Annotated in this window: 14 protein-coding genes; 6 read left to right on the plus strand and 8 right to left on the minus strand. The window is 72.0% G+C overall.

Annotated elements, in window-relative coordinates; all coding sequences use genetic code 11:
• Window positions 1-136 precede the first annotated feature (136 nt).
• The 6 genes from pyrR (at window position 137) to asnB (ending at window position 7,042) form a co-directional block, all read left to right on the plus strand.
• Window positions 137-700: a bifunctional pyr operon transcriptional regulator/uracil phosphoribosyltransferase PyrR gene (gene pyrR, locus WMF36_RS20215; RefSeq protein WP_437581255.1), complete on the plus strand. Its 564-nt coding sequence runs from the start codon at window positions 137-139 to the stop codon at window positions 698-700.
• An 8-nt stretch (window positions 701-708) separates the two neighbouring features.
• Complete coding sequence (locus tag WMF36_RS20220; protein ID WP_437581256.1) at window positions 709-1,674, plus strand: aspartate carbamoyltransferase catalytic subunit; 966 nt, start codon at window positions 709-711, stop codon at window positions 1,672-1,674.
• Between the two features lie 192 nt (window positions 1,675-1,866).
• A complete protein-coding gene (nadE, locus tag WMF36_RS20225) occupies window positions 1,867-2,841 on the plus strand; it encodes an NAD(+) synthase (RefSeq protein ID WP_437581257.1) in 975 nt (324 codons plus the stop codon).
• A 309-nt stretch (window positions 2,842-3,150) separates the two neighbouring features.
• On the plus strand, window positions 3,151-3,411 hold the full coding sequence (locus WMF36_RS20230) for an acyl carrier protein (RefSeq protein ID WP_061625355.1): 261 nt from the start codon (window positions 3,151-3,153) through the stop codon (window positions 3,409-3,411).
• A gap of 21 nt (window positions 3,412-3,432) precedes the next feature.
• Window positions 3,433-5,028: a class I adenylate-forming enzyme family protein gene (locus WMF36_RS20235; protein WP_437581258.1), complete on the plus strand. Its 1,596-nt coding sequence runs from the start codon at window positions 3,433-3,435 to the stop codon at window positions 5,026-5,028.
• Between the two features lies 1 nt (window position 5,029).
• Entirely contained in the window at window positions 5,030-7,042 is a 2,013-nt protein-coding gene (gene asnB, locus WMF36_RS20240) for an asparagine synthase (glutamine-hydrolyzing) (RefSeq protein WP_437581259.1), read from the plus strand.
• A gap of 48 nt (window positions 7,043-7,090) precedes the next feature.
• Here asnB and WMF36_RS20245 read toward each other — a convergent pair whose 3' ends face one another.
• The 8 genes from WMF36_RS20245 to WMF36_RS20280 all read right to left on the minus strand — a co-directional run bounded on the left by WMF36_RS20245 (window position 7,091) and on the right by WMF36_RS20280 (window position 17,359).
• The gene (locus tag WMF36_RS20245; protein ID WP_437581260.1) at window positions 7,091-8,311 is read right to left on the minus strand and encodes a lipoprotein receptor; all 1,221 of its coding nucleotides are present in this window, start codon (window positions 8,309-8,311) and stop codon (window positions 7,091-7,093) included.
• Window positions 8,311-9,276 carry a hypothetical protein gene (locus WMF36_RS20250; protein ID WP_437581261.1) on the minus strand — a complete coding sequence of 322 codons (966 nt, stop codon included), beginning with the start codon at window positions 9,274-9,276 and terminating at the stop codon, window positions 8,311-8,313. The genes WMF36_RS20245 and WMF36_RS20250 overlap by 1 nt, the downstream gene beginning before the upstream one ends.
• Before the next feature lie 63 nt (window positions 9,277-9,339).
• Window positions 9,340-10,875 (minus strand): protein kinase domain-containing protein, encoded by a 1,536-nt coding sequence (locus WMF36_RS20255; protein WP_437581262.1) that lies wholly within the window; start codon window positions 10,873-10,875, stop codon window positions 9,340-9,342.
• Window positions 10,876-11,128: 253 nt separating this feature from the next.
• Window positions 11,129-12,502 carry a tetratricopeptide repeat protein gene (locus WMF36_RS20260; RefSeq protein WP_437581263.1) on the minus strand — a complete coding sequence of 458 codons (1,374 nt, stop codon included), beginning with the start codon at window positions 12,500-12,502 and terminating at the stop codon, window positions 11,129-11,131.
• An 86-nt stretch (window positions 12,503-12,588) separates the two neighbouring features.
• Entirely contained in the window at window positions 12,589-13,110 is a 522-nt protein-coding gene (locus WMF36_RS20265; protein WP_437581264.1) for a hypothetical protein, read from the minus strand.
• Between the two features lie 66 nt (window positions 13,111-13,176).
• The gene (locus WMF36_RS20270) at window positions 13,177-14,181 is read right to left on the minus strand and encodes a collagen-like protein (RefSeq protein WP_437581265.1); all 1,005 of its coding nucleotides are present in this window, start codon (window positions 14,179-14,181) and stop codon (window positions 13,177-13,179) included.
• A 374-nt stretch (window positions 14,182-14,555) separates the two neighbouring features.
• The gene (locus WMF36_RS20275; RefSeq protein ID WP_437581266.1) at window positions 14,556-15,920 is read right to left on the minus strand and encodes a M16 family metallopeptidase; all 1,365 of its coding nucleotides are present in this window, start codon (window positions 15,918-15,920) and stop codon (window positions 14,556-14,558) included.
• Window positions 15,917-17,359, minus strand: a complete 1,443-nt coding sequence (locus tag WMF36_RS20280) for a M16 family metallopeptidase (RefSeq protein ID WP_437581267.1) — start codon at window positions 17,357-17,359, stop codon at window positions 15,917-15,919. Before WMF36_RS20280 ends, WMF36_RS20275 begins: the two co-directional genes overlap by 4 nt.
• Window positions 17,360-17,367 lie beyond the last annotated feature (8 nt).

Below are 17,367 nucleotides of genomic sequence, written 5' to 3' on the forward strand. Positions count from 1 at the left end.
GGCGCCGCGCTGTTCATTCCCTCCTCCGCACGCGAGCCCGGGAGCGGCCCGCTTCCTCGGGCCAGCAGGGAATCCAGCGGACGGCGCACGCGGCCCTTGGGTGCAGGGCGCTCGCTGTGCTAGCCCTCGCCGCGCCATGGAAGCTCTGCTCGACCCGGCCGCCATCGGGCGCGGCCTGCGGCGCATCGCGCTCCAGATCGCCGAGCGTGGCCGCGGCGTGGACGATCTGGCGCTCATCGGGATCCGACGGGGCGGCGAGCCGCTGGCCAGACGGCTGGCCGCGCTGCTCCTCGAGATCGAGGGGCAATCGCCGCCGGTCGGCGCCGTCGACATCACGCTCTACCGCGACGACGCCGCGACCGCCCTGCCGAACCCGCGCATCGGCCCCAGCCACATCACCTTCCCCGTCGACGGCCGGCGCATCGTGCTGATCGACGACGTGATCTACACCGGCCGCACCATCCGCGCGGCGCTCGACGCAGTGCTCGACTACGGGCGTCCGCAGCGGATCGAGCTCGTCGCGCTCGTCGATCGCGGCGGCAGAGAGCTGCCGATTCACCCTGACTACATCGTCCGCGCGGTCGAGCTCGCCCCCGGGCAGCGCGTCGACGTCGTGGAGCGCGCCGGCGAGCTCTGGGCTCTCGTCACCGCCGTCGGCGCCAAGATCTCGGAGCCCCCTGCTCCCCCGGAAGGGACGTAAGCCAGCGCATGAGGAGGATCTACCCGCACCGACACCTGCTCGGCATCGAGGGGCTCACGCGGCCCGAGATCGTGGCCCTCCTGGACGCCGCCGAGTCGCTCTTCGACGTCTCCCGGCGGAGCGTGCGCAAGGTGCCCACGCTCCGCGGCAAGACGGTCGTGAACCTGTTCTACGAGCCCTCGACGCGCACGCGGACGTCGTTCGAGCTCGCGGGCAAGCGCCTCAGCGCCGACGTCATCAACATCAGCGTCTCCACATCGAGCGCCGTCAAGGGGGAGTCGCTGCTCGATACGGTGCAGAACCTCCAGGCGATGCAGCCCGACGTCCTCGTCATCCGGCACAGCGCGTCCGGCGCGCCGCACCACATCGCCGCGCGCACGCGCGCCGCGGTCATCAACGCGGGGGACGGCACGCACGAGCACCCGACGCAGGCGCTGCTCGACGCGTTCACCATCCGGCGCGCCAAGGGGCGGCTGGAGGGGCTGGAGGTCGCCATCTGCGGCGACATCGTCCATAGCCGCGTGGCCCGCTCGAACGCCCACCTGCTCACGACGATGGGCGCGCGGGTCCGCTTCGCCGGGCCGCGCACGCTCCTGCCGGTCGCAGGCGAGTCGCTCGGCGCGACCCTCTACGACCGGATCGAGCCCGCCCTCGAGGGCGCCGACGTGGTGATGATGCTGCGGGTGCAGCGCGAGCGGCTGAGCGGCAGCTTCCTGCCCAGCACGCGCGAGTACAGCCGCACCTTCGGCCTGAGCCCGGCCCGGCTCGCGCTCGCGAAGCCGGACGCGATCGTGATGCACCCGGGGCCGATGAACCGCGGCGTGGAGATCGATCCGCGCGTCGCGGACGGCCAGCAGAGCGTGATCCTCGACCAGGTCGAGGCCGGCGTCGCGGTCAGGATGGCGGTGCTCTGGATCCTGGCCGCGGAGACCAACGAGTTCTCCGCGACCGGCGAGCCGCGGCCCGCGCCCTGACGGGGCCGCGCCGCCCCGCCGCGGCCCGCGCAGCGGCGGCGGATGGGCTGCTCTCGCCCGCGCGAAGCGAGGAGCCGGCGCCGGCTCCTCGCTTGGCCGCCCGGGCTTGCGGCGGCTCGCAGCGAACGGGGTTCCCTGCCGCGCCTCGTTTTAATAGGCTGGTCCATCTTTTTGAAAGGGTGGATGCCAATCATGTTTTCGCGAGACGTCCTCAGGATCGATGCCCCGGCAGTAGCGCAAGAGATCGAGCAGGCCATCCGGGATCAGGTATTCGGCACGCTGCGGCGGCGCGGGGCCGTGGTCGGGCTCTCGGGCGGGATCGACAGCTCCGTCGTCTCGACGCTGTGCGTCCGCGCGCTCGGCAAGGACAAGGTGCTCGGCCTCTTCATGCCCGAGCGCGACACCTCGGACGACGCGCTCCGGCTCGGCAAGCTGCTCGCCGAGCAGCTCGGCATCGAGGCGGTCATCGAGAACATCAAGCCCGCGCTGACCGGCCTCCGTTGCTACGAGCGGCAGGACGAGGCGATCCGGATGGTCTACCCGGACTACGACGAGAGCTGGAAGTTCAAGATCACCCTGCCCTCCATCCTCGAAAGCGACCGGCTGAACGTCTCGCAGCTGACGGCACAGCCGCCCGGCGAGGAGCCGCGGGTGAAGCGGATGCCGCTGAACGCGTACCTGCAGCTCGTCGCCGCGACGAACTTCAAGCAGCGCATCCGCAAGATGATGGAGTACTACCACGCGGACAGGCTCAATTACGCCGCCGCCGGCACGCCGAACCTGCTCGAGTACGATCAGGGCTTCTTCGTGAAGCAGGGAGACGGCGCCGCGGACTTCAAGCCGATCGCGCACCTGTACAAGAGCCAGGTCTACGCGCTCGCCGAGTACATCGGCGTCCCCGCCGACATCCGCAGGCGCGCGCCGACCACCGACACGTTCTCGATGCCTCAGGGGCAGGACGAGTTCTACTTCGCGCTCCCCTACGACAAGATGGACCTCTGCCTCTACGCCTACAACAACAAGGTCCCGGCCGCGGAGGCGGCGTCCGCCGTCGGCATCAAGCCGGAGCAGGTCGAGCGCGTGTTCAAGGACATCGAGGCGAAGCGCCGGGTAGCGCAGTACCTCCACGCGCAGCCGCTGCTCGTCCGCGATCAGAGCCACGCCTGACGATCCGCGCCCCTCGCGCCGCACGGGCCGGCGTCGACGCCCGGCGGCGCTGCCCCGGGCGTGAAACCGACCGGAAACAGCGCAGCCCGCGTCGACGATGACGTGAGAGGCGGGACGCGCTCGCGCGAGACCGCTCCACGACCACGACGGACTCGCGACGAGATCGCGAGTCGCGACTCTCACCTCGGCAGCGTCCCCCCGACGGCGGAGCGGCGTTGCGGTCTGCAGCGGCCTGCACACCGCAACGCCGCTCCGCCGAGTGTTCTCGACAGGAAAGCCTGGAGGGTGATAGACGTAGGAACTAACTCCATGAGCACTTCCAGCATCGAATCGACGATTCGCAACTTCCTGGTCGCCTCGTTCGGATACAGGGGCGCTACCGCCGATCTTGGGGCCGAGGTCCCTTTGCTCGATCAAGGTATCCTGGACTCGACGGCCGTCCTCGAGATCGTCCAGTTCCTCGAGCAGGACCTCGGCATCCAGGTCGCTGACGAGGAGATGGTGCCGGAGAATTTCGGCTCGATCGCCCGGCTCGTGACCTACGTCAACGGGAAGAAGAGCAGCAACTAGCCCGAACACCCCGGGGGGCGCATGAGCACGCAGCACACCGCTCGTCGCGATCCGCGCTCGGATCGCTTTCTCATCGACTCAGCGCTGCGATCGTTCGCCGCTTCGCGCCCCGACCACGTCGCGCTGGTCTCCGAGGGGCGGCGGCTCACGTACCGCGAGCTCGACGTGCTCGCCGACCGCTGCGCCGCCCTCTTCCGCGAGTCGGGCGTGCAGCGCGGCGATCGCGTCATGATCGCGCTCGACAACGGCGTGGACGCGGTCGTCGCCTACTACGGCACGCTCCGGGCCGACGGGGTGCCGTCGCTGCTCGGCACCGCGATGCGACCCCGGCGCCTCGGCCAGGTGATGGCGCTCGCCGAGCCGCGCGTGCTCGTGGCGGCGCGCGGCATGCGCGACGGCCTCGCCGCCGTGGCCGAGCTCCCGCCCGCCGCGAGGCCCGCGGCGACGTTCCTGAGCGGCGCGGCGCCCCCGGCCGCGGCGGCCGGCCCCTCGCCCGAGGGGCGCGACCTCCAGGAGGCGCTGGCCGGCGCGCCGAGCGACGCCCCCCCGGAGCGCCGCGCCATCGAGCTCGACCTCGCGACGCTCTGCTGGACGAGCGGCAGCACGGGCGAGTCGAAGGGGGTCATGCTGACGCACCAGAACCTCCGCAACAGCACCGCGGCGATCGGCGCGTACCTCGAGCACACGGCGGACGACGTGATCCTCTGCGTGCTGCCGCTGTCGCACACCTACGGGCTCTTCCAGCTGCTCGTGACGCACGCGTTCGGCGGGACCGTCGTGCTGGAGAAGGGCTTCTCCATGCCGTGGCCCATCGTCCAGAAGATGGCCGAGGAGCGCGCCACCGGCTTCGCGGGCGTGCCGACGATCTTCGCCTCGATGCTGTCGCTCAAGAACTTCGCGAAGGCCGACCTGTCGGCGCTCCGCTACATGACGAACGCCGCGTACGGGCTCCCGGCGCCGCAGCTCCTGCGCCTCCGCGAGCTCCTGCCCAACGTCTCGTTCGTCGCGATGTACGGCCAGACCGAGTGCACGCGCGTCTGCTACCTGCCGCCATCGCTGGCGCTGGAGCGACCGTCCTCCGTGGGCATCGCGATGCCGAACGAGGAGCTCTGGATCGAGCGGGAGGACGGCACGCGGGCGGAGCCGGGCGAGGTGGGCGAGCTCGTCGTGCGCGGGCCGAACGTGATGCGCGGTTACTGGAAGAACCCCGACGCGACCGCGCGCGCGCTCCGGCCGGGGCCCCTCCCGGGCGAGGTCGTGCTCCACACCGGCGACCTCTTCAAGATGGATGAGGAGCGGTACCTCTACTTCGTCGCGCGCAAGGACGACATCATCAAGACCCGCGGCGAGAAGGTGAGCCCCCTCGAGGTCGAGTCGGTGATCTGCAAGGTCCCCGGCGTGATCGAGGCGGCGGTCGTCGGTGTGCCGGATCAGGTGCTCGGCGTCGCGGTGAAGGCCGCCGTCGTGAAGGCCCCCGACGCCGTCGTGACGGCCGACGACGTCCGCAAGAAGGTACGGTCCGAGCTCGACGAGTTCGCCGTGCCCAAGTTCGTCGAGTTCATGGATACGCTCCCCAAGACGGCGAGCGGCAAAGTCAAGAAGAGCGAGCTCATCTGATATGTGCGGTATCGCCGGCCTGATCAACCTCCGCTCCGACGCGCCGAACCCCGACCGCGACCTGGCCCTCAAGATGGCTCGAGCGCTGCGCCACCGCGGCCCCGACGGCTTCGGCATCTACCGCGATCACCACGTCGCGCTGGCCCACGCCCGCCTGTCGATCATCGACCTCGACGGCGGGTGGCAGCCGATGGCCAACGCCGAGGAGACGCTCTGGGTCTGCTTCAACGGCGAGATCTTCAACTACATCGAGCTCCGCGAGGAGCTCACGGCGAAGGGTCACCACTTCCGAACCAAGAGCGACACCGAAGCGCTGATCCACGCCTACGCTGAGTACGGCGAGGCCATGGTCGATCGGCTGAACGGCCAGTGGGCGTTCGTCCTCTGGGACGTCAAGCGGAGGCGCGCGTTCTTCTCGCGCGACCGCGTCGGCATCAACCCGCTCTTCTGGACGGTCCACCGCGGCGTCCTCCGGTTCGCCAGCGAGGTGAAGTCGCTCTTCCAGGACCCCACCATCCCCCGCGCGATCTCCCGCGAGGGGCTCGACGAGGCCCTGACGTTCTGGGCGCCTGTCGCCCCGCTCACCCCGTACGAAGGCATCCAGCAGATCCCGCCGGGCGCCGCGGCGACGCTCGACCTCGATCGCGACGTGGCGCCGCGCGTCTCGATCCGCTTCCGGCCCGCGTTCCCCCACGGGCGCGCGCCTGGCGGCGACGAGGCCTCGCTCGTCTCGAGCGTGCGCGAGGCGGTCCGCGGCGGCTCGACGATCCGCCTGCGCGCCGACGTCCCCGTCGGCAGCTACCTGAGCGGCGGGCTCGACTCCACGATCGTCGCGGCGCTGATCGCGTCGAACCGCGAGGTTCCGCTGCGCACCTTCTCGGTCGAGTTCGCCGAGCACGAGTTCGACGAGACCGAGTACCAGCGCGCCGCCGTCGCGCACCTCGGCACGTCCCACGCCTCGATCCAGTGCGGTGACGCCGACATCGCCGGCGTCTTTCCGGATGTCGTCTACCACGCCGAGGCCCCGCTCCTGCGCACCGCCCCGGCGCCGCTGTTCATCCTGGCGCGGCTCGTCCGCCAGAGCGGGTACCGCGTGGTGCTGACGGGCGAAGGCGCCGACGAGTTCTTCGCCGGCTACGACATCTTCCGCGAGGACCGGGTCCGCCGCTTCTGGGCGCGCCACCCGGACAGCAAGCTCCGGCCCCAGCTCCTCCTCCGGCTCTACCCTTACCTGCAGCGGTCGCCGGTCGCGCAGGTCGAGATGGCGAAGGCATTCTTCGGGCGGAACCTCACGCAGACGGACGACCCGTTCTACTCCCATCGCCCGCGCTGGGACGCCACGAGCCGCATCAAGCTGATGCTCGACCCCGCGATGCGCGAGGGCGTCAGCGACACCGCGGCGGCCGATCGCCTGAGGGAGCAGCTGCCCGCCGACTTCATGCGCTGGACGCCGCTCGCGCGCGCGCAGTACCTGGAGATCACGACCCTGCTCTCCGGCTACCTGCTCTCCTCCCAGGGCGAGCGCATGATGATGGCGAACTCGGTCGAGGGTCGCTTTCCGTTCCTCGATCCCAACGTGATGGACGTGGCGGACGCGCTGCCGGACGCGCTCAAGCTCCGCACCCTCGACGAGAAGCACGTGCTGAAGCGCGCGATGGGCGATCTGTTGCCGCCCGGCGTCCTCGCGCGGAAGAAGCAGCCGTACCGCGCGCCCGTCGTGCAGCCGTTCTTCGGGAGCGGGACGCCGGACTACGTGGAGATGTGCCTGTCGCCGGACGCCATCAAGGACGCGGGCATCTGGCATGCGCAGCCGGTCGCGTCGCTCGTCGCGAAGTGCCGCAAGACCGGCGGCAAGTCGATGAGCAACACCGACGACATGGCGTTCTGCGCGATCCTCTCCACGCAGCTCATGGCGCGGGACATCATCCAGGGTGCGCGGGTCGTCTCGGCCGCCGACGACATGTCGGGCCGGCTGGGCGTCGACGTCGACCGGCTGCGCGACGCCGCGGGCTGATCCCGGGCGCTCGACCTCGAGGCGAGGCTGCGCCGGGCGCGCCCCCTCTCAGCGGGGCAGCTTGCGCACCCCGCCGGCGCCCTTCTCCTCCACCCAGAAGACGAACCCGCCGTGGAGCGCGATCCCGCGCGGCGCGCCGCCTTCGTACAGCACCTGCTGCCTCCCGCGGCCGTCCTTGCGCCTCCGCAGGACGCGGGGCGTCCCCTGGTCGGTCCAGTAGACGTAGTCGTCGTTCCCATCCACGGCGATGCAGTCGGGGGACGGGTGCTCCACGTCGTCGTCCTCGGAGGGCTCCCAGATCGCCATCGCCTCCTGCGAGCCGTCCTTCGGCGCCCTCATCACGGCGGCTTGCTGGTCGGTGTCGTTGCCGCGCGGGCTGTTGGTCCAGTAGACGAACGCCTCGTCGACGGCGATGGCGTACGGGAACGGCTGCTCGTCCGCCAGCTCGACCGTGTCGCCGGTGTCTCGCCGCGTCCGGTTCACCGTGCCGCGCGCGCTCCGATCGACCCAGTACACGTGCTCCGCGTCGAGCGCGATGAGGTGCGGCGACGCCTCATCGTCCTCGTGGAACTCGTCGTTCGCCCCCTCGTCGTTCGGCCACTCGTCGAGCATCGCGATCCTGCCGATGAGGCTGCCTTTCCCTGGCACGCCGATGCCGGCCGCGCGCTGCGCCCAGAACACGTCGCTCTCGTCCGCCGCCACGCCGAGGGTCGCGTGGTTCGAGTCGTAGATCACCTTCGGCGTCTCCTGTCCCTCACGGTCCACCCACATGACGTTCGTGTCGTTGAGGTTGGCCCAGAAGACGCCTTGCTGGTTGACCGCGATCCCGTACGGAGCGTTCTGTCCGGCGGCGAGCAGCGTGACCGACCCGCCGAGGGCCGGCACCTTCTGCACGCTGCCGTTCGCGCCTTCGCCGGCCGTCCAGTAGATCTCGTCCTGGTAGATGACGAGGAGCCTCGCGTTCGCGTCCTCCGGGGTCGGGAACCCGCGCGCGATCTCGGTGACCCCGCTACAGCCGCTCTCGCTGCACATCCCCTCGTCCAGGCACACCGAGCCGCAAGCGCCGCAATTCTGGGGGTCGTCGTGCAGGTTCACCTCGCAGAACGTGTCGCCGTTGCAGTCCGCCATGCCAGGCGGGCACCCGGAGGACCCACCGGACGAGCTCGCGCCGGGCTCTCCCACCGTGAAGTCGCCGAGCACGCTTGTGCATGCAGAGGCGGTCGCGACGGCAACGCTGAGCATCAAGCCGACCTGGAACGCCTGGTGCATCAAAAACTCCCCTTCGCTCCCGCGGAGCCGAGCCCGATCACGGGTGTGATCGATATCCCGGCGCGCTGCGGCGACCTCGGCGCTGTCAGGAGAAGGAACGCCCCCGCGCCGACGCCCACGGCGCCGATCGCGAACCCGATCGTCGAGAGCGTGCTCATCGCGTGGTAGCTGTCGACGTCGCCCTGGAGCGACGGGTCGCACCGGCCGGCGGGGCAGCGCTCCGAGAGGTCGCGGTGCTTGCCGATCGCGAGCACGCCGCCCACCGCGCCGGCCGCGAGGCCGACGCCGCCGAGCCCCAGCGCGGCGATCCCGAGGACGGTGCGGCTGCTGCTGCCCGAGCCTGAAGGAGCGCCAGAGCCCGTGTCGCGCGACGGTGCGCCCGGCGGAGGCGACGCGACCGACGGCGGCAACGCGACCGGCTTGAGCTCGAGCGCGAGGGTCTCGCTGGCGCCCTCCGCGAGGGTCACCTTCGCCTCCGCCGGAGCGAACCCCGCCGCCTCCGCGCGGACGGTGTGGCCGCCCGGATCGACCGGCCGCCGGACCCCGAGGGCGGCGCGCGGCACGGGCTCGCCATCGATCGTGACGGCGGCGGTGTCCGGCCCGATCACCGAGATCAGCACCTGCGGGATCCGGGGCGCGAGCGCGTCGAGCTCGCGTTGAGCGTCCGCGATCGCCTCGAAGAACTGCTCGGGCGAATTCTCCGGCGCCCCCTCACGGACGATGCGGCTGTACGACTCCTGGGCCGCGATCCACTGGCCCACGCCCACCTGGGCTCGAGCGACGCCGAGCAGCAGCGTCGGGGCGTGGATGATGGCGTCGGCGCGGCGGAACCGCTCGAGCGCGGCGGAGAAGTCCTGCCGTTCGAGGGCCTCCTGCCCCTCCACGGCGAGCGAGCGCGCCGTGGCGCGATCGGCGTCCGAGACCTGTGCCAGCGCGGCGGGCGCGCAGGTCAGCGCGAGCAGCAAGGAAGCGATCCCTAGTCGACGAGCCATACGAACAAGGTCTGTGCGAGATGCTGCGGGTGAACTTCAGATGCCGAAATCCGTCGGCTTCGGCTTGCGGCGCACGCTACCGGCCGGCGCCGGGGCACGCGGCCTCGCCTGAGCGGGGTTCGCCGCGGGAGCGCGCGGGCCGCTCCGGGGCGCCGACGACGAGGCCGCGGGCGCCGGCGCGGCAGCGCTGGCCGCCGAGGCGGGCGGCTCGGGCTCTCGCAGCGGCGCGGAGGCTGACGCCGCGACGTCGGGGCCCCGTGGCACACCGGACGCCGACGCCGTGGGAGCCGGCTGCGCGAGCGGCTGGGCCGGGGCGCCGGGGCTCGCGCCGCGCAGGACGAAGAACCCGACGGCGACGAGGACGACCGCGGAGGCCCCCGCAGCGGCGAGCACACGCCCGACGACGGGCCGCCGGATCGGGGGAGACACCACCGAGACCAGCGCGCTGGCGGTCTGCGACCGCATATGGCGGCCCGACATCGCGGACGCCGTCTGCGCCTCTCCCGGCGAGGCCACCGTCACGCCGGAGCTCGTCGAGATCCGCTCGGCCTCGGCCTCCGACGAGGCGACCAGCGTGGCCGCGTCGCCGAGCGACGGCGCGGCGCTGTCGGGCCCGGCGTCGAGGGGCGTCGTGCTCGCCCTCGAGCGCGGGGCGAACCCGAGCTCCACCGAGGCGCGCTCGCCGGGCGCGCGGAACGGGACGAGGCTCATCCTCGGCTCGAAGCTGTCGCTCGCGATGTCGAGGGCGATCGCGAGCGCGTCGCAGAACTCCTTCGCGCTCTGGAAGCGGGCCTCCGGCTCGCGCGACGCCGCGCGGGCCCACCAGGCGTCGAAGCCGGATGGCACGGGGGCGAGCTGCGACGGCACGGGCAGCGGCTTGACCATGATCTTGAGGAGCAGATCGCCGAACGCCTCGCTGTTGAACGGGAGATTGCCGGTCAGGCACTCGAACACCACGACGGCGAGCGACCAGAGGTCCGAGCGGTGATCGATGCGCTTGGTCCCTTGCGCCTGCTCCGGGCTCATGTACGCGGGGGTCCCGAGCAGCGAGCCGGTCTTCGTCGTCGAGGTGACCCGCGGCGTGCTGTCCTTCGCGATGCCGAAGTCGAGCACCTTGGCGATCTCCCGGTCGTCGTCCCGGACGAGGAAGATGTTGGCCGGCTTGAGATCGCGATGGACAAGGCCGGCCGCGTGGGCCCGCGTGAGGGCGCGCGCCACCTGCGCCGTGATCGCCATCGTGTCGTACGGGTCGAGCCGCCCTACCCGCTGGATGCGGGTGTCGAGGTCCTCCCCATCGAGGTACTCCATCGCGATGTACGGCGTCCCTTGCCACACACCGTGGTCCAGGATCTGCACGACGTGGGGGCTGCGGATCTGCGCTGCGACCTTCGCCTCCCGCTCGAAGCGGAGCCGCACCTCCTTCGAGACGCCCTGCGCGTGCATGAACTTGATCGCACACGGGATGTCGAGGCCCATGTGCTGAGCGAGCCACACCGAGCCCATCCCGCCTTGCCTGAGCGGACGCACGAGGCGAAAGCGATCGGCAACGGTGGTCCCCGCGGCGGGTGTCACGCAGCCTCCCAGACCTTCGGGAATATCACAGGTGGCCGTCCAGGGTCACCTTTGCGCCGTGCAAATGAACGGCTGGCCAGCGCAATTCGTTCGGTCGAGGCGCGCGTCGGTTCCATCGGTTGCCGTCGGTTCCATCGGTTGCCGTCGGTTCCATCGGTTGCCGTCGGTTCCGTCAGCTTGCCCGCACCGGAGGCGCAATGCGGTCGCGGCTTGTGCTGCCCGTCACGAACCTCGCGGGACCTCGGGCGCGGCGCTAGCGAGAGCCCGAGCTCGCCGCGGGCTCCTGCGGGGACCGCCGCGCGCCGGGCCGGGACGGAAGCGCGCTGCCGCCGCCCGCGGCGCCGAGCGGCGTGCCCGTCGTCTGCGCGAGCTGGCTGCCGCGCGGATCGTCCGGGAACGCGTCGAGGAACTTGCGCGCGTGGTGGCGCGACTCCTCGACGATGCCCGCGCGGTACGTCAGGAGCGCGACGTTGTAGCGCGCCTCAGCGTTCCTCGGATCGGCCTTCAGGGCGGTGAGGTAGCCCTGGCGGGCGCCGTTGTAGTCGCCGCGTTTGTCGGCGATGAGCGCGAGGTTGTAGAGCACCTCGGCGTCGGAGGGATCCTGCTCGGCGAGCGGCGCGAGGTGCGCCTTCGCCCCGTCGAGATCCCCGGCGAGGATGGCCAGCGCGCCCGCGAGCAGCTGCGCCTTCCGGCCGGCGCCGGCCTCGATCGCGCGCTCCGCCTCGGCCCTGGCGTCCGATAGGCGGCCTGCGCGCTCGTGCGCGAGGGCGAGCGCGTAGCGGAGCCGCGACGGGTCGCCGCCCTCTTCGAGCGCGGCCCGCGCCTCGGCTTCTGCGCGCTCGGGGCGGCCGGCGACGGCGAGCGCCTCGGCCAGGACGGCGCGCGTGCTCTGCTGATCCGGGCATCGCTCGCGCGCTGCCTCCGCGTCGCGGAGGGCGGCGACGGCGTTCCTGGCGTGCAGCCTCGCCTCGGCGCGGAGCGCCAGGCAGGCGCACGTGGCCGGCGCGGCGGGCGCGGCGGCGACGGGGTGCATCTTCAGGCAGCGCGCCGCGACCCCGTCGAGCTCGTCGAGCTTTCGCCGATCGAGGAGCGGTCTCGCGAGCTCGTCGACCGCGCGCAGGTGCGCACCGTCGCGGCGCAGCGCCGCCCACCACATCCGCTCGCGCGACCCGAGCAGGGGCGCGGCCCCGAGCAGCTGGACGGCGCCGAGGCCGATCACGACGATCGCGGCCCCCATCCGCCGGTGCTTGAAGCTCGACCCGAGCCAGTGCTCCGCCGCGGCCGCGGCGAGCGTCGCGAGCGCTGCCCACAGCGGCACGCCGACGAGCGCGACCCCCTGCGCGAGCGGCGCGCGAGGCCCGCGGTAGTAGAGCGCGGCCGCGAGCGCCGCGGCGATCGCGAGCCACAGCAGCGCCGCGCCGTTCCTGGCGAGCCGCGTCTCGATCCGCGCGGCGAACCACGCCGACAGGCCGAGCGCCGCCGCGAGCGCGGCCGCCGAGAGCGCGCCCGAGAGCGCGAGCGCGGCCGGCGGCAGCGGCTCGGGCGAGAGCCACGTGGGCGCGATGGCGAGGACCGCGAGGTGAAGCACGCGGCTCAGGTGCAGGGCGAGCTCAGCGAGCCAGGGCACGGCGTGACCTTAGCCCAGCGCCCATCGCGGACCAAACGGCGGCGGAGCGGCGAGGCTGCTGCGAGGCCGCCGCGGCGGCGGCGCGCTCACGGCAGGATCATCTCGACCTCGACGGCGACGCGCGTCCCGGGCGGCGGCACGCCGATCCCGAGCGGGATCAGCCGGAGGCATTGCGCTGCGTCGGGGCGCTCCATCCCTCGCACCTCGCTGATGCCGCGGGCGATCTCCTTCCCGGACTCGTCGAAGGTCATGTTGAAGAGGTATTTGGCGCGCGCCGGCGTTGAGCTCTTCCTGAGCGAAGGCTCCCAGCACTGCTTCACGAAGAGCGGCCGCCGCGCTTCGAGCGCCCTGATGGCGTCCGCCTGGACGCGCTTGTAGAGCGCGCCCGGCTGCGCCGGCGGGGCCGCGGCCGGCGCCGGGTGAGGCCGCGAGAGAGACGGCGCGTCCGCCGGTACCGGTGGCGCCCTCATGGAGCCTGACGCGGCCTCCACGCTGGCCGGAGGGGGCCCGGCGGAGGGCGCCGGGCGCTGGAGACCCAGGTAGAGACCCACCGCGATGACGACGCTGCCGAGCAGGATCGCCGCGGGGGTCATCAGCTCCTTCTGCATGGTGGAAATCGCGGGGCAGGCGCCGCGCAGGCCGTCGTGCGCGAGGCTGGGCTCCCAGCCCGGACCTTACTCCATGGTGACGACAGCGGAGGTGTACGAATAATCGTTGTTGGTCCAGAAGGGGCTCTCGGAGCTCCCGCAGAGGCCGACGTTGTGCTGGCCGGGGGGCAGCAAGAGCACCGCGCTCAGCCCCATGATGATGCTGGTGTTCGCCGGGACGCGGAGCGCATAGACGCCAGTCCCGGTCCGCTGGATATCGCCGAGCGGCACGAGCTGCTGGGAACAGATCCAGAGAAAGAGCCGATCCGCAGGGGACGCCGCGGCGCCGAGCGCCTTGTTGGACACGACGAAGACGCGCTGCCCCGGGTCGGTCACGTTCACGGCGGCAGGTGCAGCCAGGAACTGAAGCGTCGACCGGGGGTCGGCGCCCACGCCGGAAACGGAGGTGCTCGAGACCACGCCGGGAGGCCCCTGTGCGCCGGCGGCCCCGGGCTCACCGGGCGGCCCCGGCTCACCGGGCGGCCCCGGCTCACCGGGCGGCCCCGGCTCACCGGGCGGCCCCACAGGCCCGATCGGACCGGTCGGACCTTGCGCGCCCTGCAGACCCACGGAATCGCCGACCCACACGCCGCTGCTGTCGATGACGAGGCGGCCGCCGACGGAGATGGAGTTCGGCGTGATGTCGCCGGCGACGTTGCTCGCCTGGAGCGCGTACGGAACGCTCGCGATCCTGGCGCGCGGGCGCATCTCGGGGTCTTCCCCCACGGTGATCCCCAGGTAGCGTGCCGTGCCGTTGAAGACCGGCTTGTCGATGGGCGCGAGATCGCCGAGGTCGGCCGAGAAGTACCCGTGGTCGAACGTGATGGAGTGGACCTCGCTCCAGATGGGCACGGTGGCGTCGAGCGCATCGTAGAACGCGAACACCACCTCGAGCGTGTCGTCGATGGGCTGGCCTGCCGCATCGAACAGGCGCCCCTGATGGGTGATCGTGATCGGGACCGCCGCTGCGGCGGTCCCGCACAGCGCGGTCGCCGCCGCGAGGACCAGCGCGTTGATCGTTCGTGCCTTCATCGCGAGCTCCCGTCGTTCGCCCTCGCGAGCCGGCGCCGGGGAGCGCCGGAGCGCCCATCGAAGGTCGCGTGCGGAACGATCGCGGCCGAAGGCGCCGGAAATTCTCGATCGCAGCGCGATCTCTGCCCTGATCTCGCGAAGAAGCAGCGCCTTCGATGCCGGCGGCTATCGGACGGTTGCGACGGTTGCGATCGCGTTCGCGGTCGTTCCGCCTTCGTCCGAACCGGCCACCCGGCGTCGCCATCGCCTGGGCCGCGCTGCCTCGGGTCGGGCGTCCGCGACGGGCGAGCGCCCGGCGCTGCGGGGGCGCGCCCGTCGCGGATGCGCCCCAGCTCCGTGCGTCAGCGATCCCGCCTGGGATCGCCGACGCTCTGCTACTCGAGGTCGTGCGGCTCGACCTTCACCTCGGTCAGCCTCGGAATGGCCGCGGCGATCGCCTCGCCGATCTCTTCGTGGGTCCCGACGACACCGATCACGAGATCGTCCTCCGGGAGCCGGCGGCGCACGGCGCCGTTCGCCTCCGCGAGCGTGACGTCCTCGACCCGCGTCAGGTAGGTCTCGTGGTACCCCTCGGGCAGGTCGTACAGGATCTCCTCGAGCCTCTGGTGGACGCGCTTCCTCGCGGTGTCGATCTCGAACGCGTGGGAGCGGACGAGGTAGCGCTTCACGAACGTGAGCTCGTCCTCGGTGATCCCGTCGTGCCGCAGCGCCTCGAGCAGCCCGAGCTCCAGGGAGAGGCACGCGGCGGCGTCCTGCGCCGCGGGGGCGGTCCACATGGTGAAGGCGTCGCGGTGCCGATCGAAACCCGCCCGCGACGAGGCGCCGTAGGACCAGCCACGCTTCGCGCGCACCTCCTGCATCAGCCGCGAAGAGAAGGTGCCCCCGAAGACGGTGTTCGCGACCAGGAGCGCCATGTGATCGGAGTCGTGGGCGTCGGTGCCGAGCCCGCCGATGACCATCTGCGTCTGCGTCCGCTCGGCCTTGTCGACGAACACGAGACACCGCCCCGGCCTCGCGCTCGGCTCCGTCACCGGATCGGCGATCGCCTCGCCATCGGCCAGGCCGGACAGGAGGCGCTCCGCGACCCGGTGCGCCTCGCCGAGCTCGATGTCGCCCGAGATGGCCACGATCGCGTTGCGTCGGGTGTAATGCCGCGCATAGAAGGCCGCGACGTCGTCGCGCGTGATCTCCCGCAGCGTCGGGATGGTGCCCGCGACGCGGCGGCCGTAGGCGTGCCCCGCGAACAGGGTGCGCCGGAAGGCGCGGCTGCAGAGCGAGCGATCGCTGTCGCGCGCCTCGATGAGCTCGGCCTCGGCCTCGCGCAGGAGCCGCGCGAGCTCGGTCGGCGAGAACGTCGGGCGCGCGAGGAGCGTGGCCCCGAGCTCGATGAACCGATCGAGCGAGCGCTTGATCACCTCGAAGTGGACCGTCGTCGCGCTCGTCGCCACGTCGGCGCCGAACTCACCGCCGAGCGCGTCGATCGTCTCCTCGATCTCGTTCGCGCTGTAGCCCTCCGCCCCGCGGCGGAGCATGCGCGCCGTGATCCGGGCGAGCCCCTCGCGCCCGACCGGGTCGTGCGCCGCGCCGGAGCGGAACGCGACCACGATGCTGACGATGGGGAGCGCGTGGCTCGTCTCCACGAGCACCGCCCCGTCGCGCGACGCCACGCGCCCAGCCGACGCTCCCCTGCCCTGCCCCTCGGCGCCCCATGCGAGGCCGCTCTTCACGCTCTGGCTCACGATGCCTCCTCGCTCTCCGCGTCCGCCTCGTCCCCGTCGTCATCGGTGCTCGATCCGTCCGGGATCACGTGGACCACGGTCCGCGCCGAGCTCACGAGGTAGCGCCGCGCCACGCGCAAGAGGTCCCCCACGGTGGCCCGCCGGTAGGCGGCGAGCCGCTCGAACAGCGCCGCGGGATCGCCGAGCACCGTCTCGTAGAAGCCGATCTGCTCGGCCTTGCCGGCGACCGTCTCGAGCCCTTGCAGGATCGAGAGCTCGATGCGCGCCTTCGCCCGGTCGAGCTCCGCCTCGCTGACCGGGGTGCGGCACACCGCCTCCAGGAGCGGATCGAGGGCCGCGAGCAGCGCCTCGCCGGTGTGGGCGCCGCGGGCGCAGAGATAGATGTCGTACAGCGCGGGATCGCGGAACGAGCCGACCCAGCCACGGATCTCGCTCGCGATCTCCTGCTCCTGCACGAGCGCGCGGTGCACGCGCGACGACCGCCCGGCGAAGAGGATCTCGTTCAGCAACACGAGGGGCGCGTGGTCGAAGTCCCCGAGCGCCGGCGAGCGGTAGCCCATCGCGATCTTGTGCGTGGCGGTCGGCTTCGCCACCTCGGCGCGGCGCTCCGCGACCTGCGGCGGCTCGGGGCACACGTCCTCCACCGGGAGCTTCGACGGCTCCTGCGTGCCGTAGTGGTCCTGCACCGCCCGCAGCGCCTGGTCGAGCGCGACGTCGCCGACGACGACCAGCGCCGCGTTGTTGGGGGCGTAGTACGTCCGGTAGAACTCGAGGCAGTCCTCGGTCGTGAAGCCCTTGATGTCCTCCATCCAGCCGATGGTCGGCCACCCGTAGGCGTGCTCGCAGAACGCCTCCTTGTAGAGCAGCTCGCTCACCGCCCCGTCGACGTCGTCCTCGACCCGCTGCCGCCGCTCGTTGGCGACGACCTCTTTCTCGCTCGTCACCTGGGGGTCGCGGAGGACGAGCCGCGCCATGCGCTCCGCCTCGAGACGGAGGGTGAGCTCGAGCGCGTCCTTCGGCAGGTTCGTGTGGTAGTAGGTCCAGTCGAGGAACGTCGCCGCGTTCGTCTCGGCGCCGGCCTCCTCGAGCATCCGGTCGAACGCGCCGTGGGCGACGCTCTCCGTCTCGCCGAACATGAGGTGCTCGAACAGGTGGGCGATGCCGGTCTTGCCCACGCGCTCGTGGCGCGAGCCGACGCCGAACCAGGTCTGCAGACAGACCACGGGCGCCGAGGCGTCGGCGAGCACGAGCACCTTGAGCCCGTTGCCCAGGACGAAGCGCTCGACGCGCATCGCGGGACCGAACGCGATGGTGGCGTCATGGCACAGCCGGGCGAGCGGCGAGCGGTCGCGGTTCAGTTCGTCGAGCATGTCGGCGAGCGGATCCAGTCGAGGGAGCGCGTTGGCGCCGGGGACCGAGTAGGCAAGCGTCTCCTGCATGGCAGACG

Source organism: Sorangium sp. So ce887 (assembly GCF_051521455.1).
Taxonomy (GTDB): Bacteria; Myxococcota_A; Polyangia; order Polyangiales; family Polyangiaceae; genus Sorangium.